Source organism: Polaromonas sp. P1_G4 (assembly GCF_056405475.1).
The window spans coordinates 1-5,179 of sequence record NZ_JBFUCA010000307.1 but is presented as its reverse complement, the minus strand read 5'-3'; the positions used below and the strand labels follow the sequence as shown (position 1 = coordinate 5,179).

Genomic DNA, 5,179 nt, shown 5'->3' with positions numbered 1-5,179 from the left:
ACACGGAACACTGGCGGAAGAAGTCCTTATGTCATTCTTGCGGCTTGTCACCGACGCAAAGCCTGAGCGCGCTGGCAGCTAACGTCCCTGACATACCATGACGATCAACCCTTCAATCGAGAGGACGTGTCCCGGCAAGCCGGGTCATGCCTTGCATCTCAAACGTTAGACAACACGAAATACGCCATGGCTTTCGCTTCACATGAGGAGTACTTCGCAAGCGTGCCCGCTGATTTGCGCCTTCAGCTCCAATCCATTCAGGAAAAAGTTGAGGCGTTGGTGCCTGGTGCCTCGCGCTGCATAAGCTACAACATGCCCGCGTTCAAGCGCGGTCGGGTGTTCTTTTACTTCGCCGCATTCAAGAAGCACATTGGTGTCTATCCGCCGGTCACGCAAGATGCACGCCTCATGCAGGAACTCGCGCCATACCGTGGCGAAAAGGGCAATTTGTCCTTCCCGCTGAAGGAGGCGCTTCCTATCGAGCTTATTGGCCGGGTTGCCCTGGCGCTGTCGCAAGAGTACGGCCGCAAGTGAACGGCGAGCGTGGTCCCTGACCTTTCGTTGCTTCCTGGAGTTCTCTTTGCCGCAGGTGGGGCAGGGGGCAGCGCCGACGCTGCGGCATGCGCGCACTGAGGCCTGCCTCTGCATAGGGCTGAAACGAAGACGGCGCTTTTTTGCGCGCCCCCTTGTTTTGCTATCAAATCAGTAGCTGCTTGCGCTCATCCGCATTGGTCTTGGGGCCTGTTTCGTATATGAAAATACCCAAAAACAGTTGATTCTGGCGCTGCCATACCTCGCAAAAGACCCTGTAGTGGCCTCCAAAGAGCGGTTTTGACCTCTTTTTATGCATGAAAACTGGCTGCAGACCAATGTGGACGGGCGCAAGCAGCTATTAAATCAATAGCATTTCGAGCGGGAAGGGGGCCTATCTGACGACCGGACTCGTGCGCACGCCTGTGCTTGTCTGTCGCATCCACGCCATAGATTCCAAAGCGTTCTTGGCGAGGTCGATTCTCATGGTGATAATCGCCGTGATTTGCCTCCCCAGGTGAACTGATGAAGCCGCAGGTCTCACGACCGGAGGCCCGCCTGGGATGGGGATCCTCGCATTCATGCGAGACAAGCGGCGAGCACTGGATAAGGACCCCGTGCATTCGTCACTGATGTACTTCTAATATTGGGGGGATTGGCTTTGAGCCTGACAAAGATTTCACTTGTGCTATTCATTGGGGGCCTGGTATGGCTCGGTGCCGAATATGCAGAGGACCGCAAGCGCCCTTCGCGCCACAAGGTCCCTTCTGAGGCTGAATTGAGCACTGCCACCGGCAAAGCCCTGAGCGCCCGCGTTGTTGAGCGCAAGACAAAAAAAGGTGTACTTGCGAGCCGTTACGCGGAGCTGGACATACAAACCTCTGCAGGCATCGAGACTGTGCGCGTGGGCGAGCCGAACTCTGAGCGTTCGCTGGACGGGCTGGGTGGTGAAACCGTGACAGTCAGGTTCGATCCGAAGGATGAAAAGTCGGTGTTCAGTCTGAGCACCCCAAGCCGCCAGGTGATCGCGTACCGCGATACAGCCGCGTTCAAGGCCAAGCTTGTCGAGGGCAACAGCGGCGGCTACACCATTGGCTGGATCGCGGTAGCGTTGGGCGTTCTTGGCTTCTGGTTTGGCCGTAAGGTGGCAGCGAGTTGACCAGAAGTGCTGTGTCTTGCCCGGGGCCGCGCAGCTCAAACGGGGGCACGGTATTTCTGCTACTCAAAACAGCCACACCAACCCCATGAGTCTTATCGCCGAGCCCATTTCTCCCCAGTTCGCGGCGAGCACGCTGCGGAATTTGCTGACACCGACCTTCGGACCCCTTCAGGGCTGGAAGAGCGGCCGTGGCCACAGCTGGTTCACAAGCTCCACCAAGCTGTTCAAGCTTGAGTTCTACGGGCGTGTGCCGAGTTGGTCGTTCGAGTTCGCATTGAATCTCTGCCCCAAATATCCGTCCCATATGAAAGCCGCTGTCTCGTCGATGGCGAGCTTCGATCTGGAGATCGACCTCAAGCGATTGGCCGACGCGCACAACCTGCCATTGAGCCTAAAGGGCGTGCTGCCTGGTGGTGAAAACCAATACACCATGCTGGTGAACAACGGCCCGGCAGCAGAGCGTGCCGCGGCTGAGCTTGCCTCTGTACTGGCGCATGCACTGCCGTTGCTGGCAGGGATCGACAGTTGGCAGGCGCTGGACCATTGGGCCAACCGCGTACCGGATGCCGACTGCCCGTTTCGGTTCTTGCGTCGGCCCACCACCTGGACACCCATGAACCACCATGCCGACCTCGCCATCGCCAGGGCAGCAGATGCGCCTGACTTTGCCGCCCGGGCATCGGGCAAGCTGTCTCGCTACCGCGAGCGCGGCACGCCGATGGTTGGCTTTCTGGAAACGTTTATCGCCGCATGCGGCCTGCCCACATGAGCCGGCGTGGCGCCCGGAACCCTCCATTCAATGGTGTAGCCGCCATTGTTGGCCTTGGCCGCCTCGCCAAGCAGGGTTGTACCGGGTATCTCAAACCTTAGGCGTCACCGGCCATGCAAAAACTTCTACTCGTCGGTGCGTGCTGGGCCTTCTGGCTGATTTATGTCGTCGCGACCGTCAAGACCGATCTGAGAGCCGGCATCTCCTTGTGGCCATTCGTCAAGATGGCAGTCGCTGCCGTTGTTGCCGGATACGTCAGCTCAGTCCTTCTGCGCCCTTCGACCGAAGCTCAGGATGAAGCCGAAGAATCCCACTGGCGGCCCATGCCGCTGTTGATCAGGGTTGTCCTGGCCGTCGCAATCTTCACTGGAGGCCTTGGGCTGATCGCCATGAGCCTGGCTACCTCTTTGTTCGGTGTCATCGGAGTGGTGATCGGGATTGCCTGCTTGCCCATAGCGCTCTACTTTCTTGTCGCCGGCAAATACAATCCGCACGATGTGCCTTGAGTACTCTAAAAAGGGCACTGAACCCTTCTATCGGGAGGTGCTGATCGGAAAACCGGTCAGCACGGCCCTTCCAAAGCGTTAAGCTGTGCACGTGACGGCAATTCCACTCTTGCTATCTGACGCGGACCACAGGCTTAATACGCGGAAAGCATCACACACAACACCATGCGTTCACTTTTAGCCCTGCTTGCGTTTGTCATCACCTCAACACTCGCCACGGCTGCAGAGCCCAGCAAGGTCAGGACTAGCTCGTTTGTACTTCTTGCTGAATCAAGGCTTCCYGATGCAGCGGCCTTTCGTGCACAGCTTGAGGTGCGGCTCAAGGGAAGGGTCAAGATTGATGACATGGAAACAGACGGCCAAAAGGTCATTCTTCTTCGATCGCGGGGTGGCACCGTGATGATTGGGCTGATCGATGCGCCCCTGCCAAAAGGCCAGATTGACGACTTGTGCCAAGGCGCCTGGTACTGGAGGAGGGCCTGCGAAGAGACTGCCCGGCACAAAGCCCATGTCTACGTCAGTATTCTGGACACGAATCTCGATCAGCTGGACGCTTATCTCTTGCAGACCGATGTGGTGGCCACGCTGATGGACCAGAATGCCATCGCAAGCTATTGGGGCGCGAGCCTGCAGTCCCGAGAAGCGTTCCTGAAACAGAGCGGGCAGGCCAGTCGTGCGGGGCCGCCCGTTTGGCTCTGGACTAACTTTCGTATCTCAACCGATGTGGAGAAGGGGTTCTCGCTGTCCACACAAGGAATGGAGAAGTTTGACCTGCGGGAGATCGAAGCCAAGGACGTGAACCGAAATGGCCTGGAAGTTTTCTCCCTGCTCATGAACATGGCCCAGTATCTCGTCAGCAGCGGACCGGTGATTAAAGACGGGGAAACGATAGGCGCTTCACCAGCGTTGAACATCAGGGTTCACCAGGGACCGTCCTACTGGCGGGAAGGTGTCACAGTCTACAGAGTGACGTACCCAAAAGAATGATTTGATGTCCGGATTAGATTGCAAGCGCCAGGCTATACCGCAGGGTTTGCGGCATACATTACATTCGGCGTCACTATCTAACTTTGCGTACCCAGTCATGATTCGAAAACTCCTGTCACTTCTCATCTCCTTTGCCGCATCTTCCGTCGCTTTCGCACAACCGGCTCAGTCGTTCGACAACTGCTCCTCGAACCTCATGGTGGTGTTACGGGAGTCTGTTGGTTCGAACAGGCAGGACGAATCGCTGGTGCCAATGGGTAAAACCAAGGTCAAGCTTGCGGACGGCAAGGAAATCGAAATCGAAACGGGATGGTACTCGTACATCGGAGACATGCACGTTCGTTTTGTCTTCGATACACCCACGTCAATGCCGAACGCCTCTCCGAAAGACCTGGAGCGCTTGAGGCTCACGCCGGAGGCCGCGCTCGAGCTTGCGGTCAGCAACATCAAGCGTGTGTATGGAGAGCCCAAGGCGACTCCCTGGAACGATCTCATGCAGGTCAAGGGAACGTCGCCCGATCTCGACAGCAGCTATTTCCTCGACCGGGAGTTTTGGCTGGGTCTGCTCAAACAACATCCTGAAGGTGTTGTTGCCCTCGTTGCGAAGCGTGGTGGGTTACTCTACTCACCCTTGTCGGACCAAAAGGCCGTCGAGGGAATGCGAAAGGGAGTTGAGTATTTGCACTCCAGCAGCGAACGTCTTCGTGTCTCTTCTGCGCTGTATCTTTTCAAGGACGGAAAGTGGTCAGTCTTCCAGGCTCCAGTGGCGAGGTAGTGGAGCGCCGCGTGACGCCTAACCCTTTCAGCGGGAGGGCGTTCAACATTGGGCTTCGCCTGCTGTCGGCCGCCTCTCATGTCAAACGTTAAGCCGCATGAAACGCTTTACCATCACCCTCATCCTTTGTATCGCAGCGTCTGGTGCATCGACCCATCAAGACAGACGACTTTCGCTGTCTTCGGGAGGAGCAATTCCCGAACTGCCTCCCCGGTATGCAGCAACGCGCGTTCAGATCGAGTTCTCGAAGGGCAGAGCAGGAAGGCTCACGAAGCTGACACTAACTTCCGTCGGAAAGAGCACTGTCGTAAAAGGCTGCTTGCTCGAACTTGTCCCTGCCAGTTCGCGGAAAGGAGTTGCCCTGGCTGGGTCCTGGTATCACGACAAGCAATTCCTGCCCGACTACATCCAGGTTCTGTTCAAGACGTCGCCATCACCTCGCGGCCTTCCAG

7 protein-coding genes are annotated in these 5,179 nt (G+C 57.2%); all 7 read left to right on the top strand.

What is annotated here, in order from left to right:
• The first annotated feature begins 186 nt into the window (after positions 1 to 186).
• Complete coding sequence (locus tag AC1D1X_RS15155) at positions 187 to 534, top strand: iron chaperone (RefSeq protein ID WP_477671187.1); 348 nt, start codon at positions 187 to 189, stop codon at positions 532 to 534.
• Between the two features lie 658 nt (positions 535 to 1,192).
• Positions 1,193 to 1,690: a hypothetical protein gene (locus tag AC1D1X_RS15150; RefSeq protein ID WP_477671186.1), complete on the top strand. Its 498-nt coding sequence runs from the start codon at positions 1,193 to 1,195 to the stop codon at positions 1,688 to 1,690.
• 16 nt (positions 1,691 to 1,706) lie between these two features.
• On the top strand, positions 1,707 to 2,459 hold the full coding sequence (locus tag AC1D1X_RS15145; protein ID WP_477698574.1) for a hypothetical protein: 753 nt from the start codon (positions 1,707 to 1,709) through the stop codon (positions 2,457 to 2,459).
• A 113-nt stretch (positions 2,460 to 2,572) separates the two neighbouring features.
• A complete protein-coding gene (locus AC1D1X_RS15140) occupies positions 2,573 to 2,965 on the top strand; it encodes a hypothetical protein (RefSeq protein ID WP_477671184.1) in 393 nt (130 codons plus the stop codon).
• A gap of 165 nt (positions 2,966 to 3,130) precedes the next feature.
• Positions 3,131 to 3,952: a DUF4261 domain-containing protein gene (locus AC1D1X_RS15135; protein WP_477671183.1), complete on the top strand. Its 822-nt coding sequence runs from the start codon at positions 3,131 to 3,133 to the stop codon at positions 3,950 to 3,952.
• Positions 3,953 to 4,049: 97 nt separating this feature from the next.
• Positions 4,050 to 4,727: a DUF1444 domain-containing protein gene (locus AC1D1X_RS15130; RefSeq protein ID WP_477698573.1), complete on the top strand. Its 678-nt coding sequence runs from the start codon at positions 4,050 to 4,052 to the stop codon at positions 4,725 to 4,727.
• Between the two features lie 97 nt (positions 4,728 to 4,824).
• A partial coding sequence (locus AC1D1X_RS15125) for a hypothetical protein (RefSeq protein WP_477698572.1) occupies positions 4,825 to 5,179 on the top strand: 355 nt, incomplete at its 3' end.

What these genes read in the sequence shown, in the direction of transcription:
- AC1D1X_RS15155 (WP_477671187.1), top strand. Translation starts at nt 187, where the DNA reads ATGGCTTTCGCTTCACATGAGGAGTACTTCGCAAGCGTGCCCGCTGAT.
- AC1D1X_RS15140 (WP_477671184.1), top strand. Translation starts at nt 2,573, where the DNA reads ATGCAAAAACTTCTACTCGTCGGTGCGTGCTGGGCCTTCTGGCTGATT.
- AC1D1X_RS15130 (WP_477698573.1), top strand. Translation starts at nt 4,050, where the DNA reads ATGATTCGAAAACTCCTGTCACTTCTCATCTCCTTTGCCGCATCTTCC.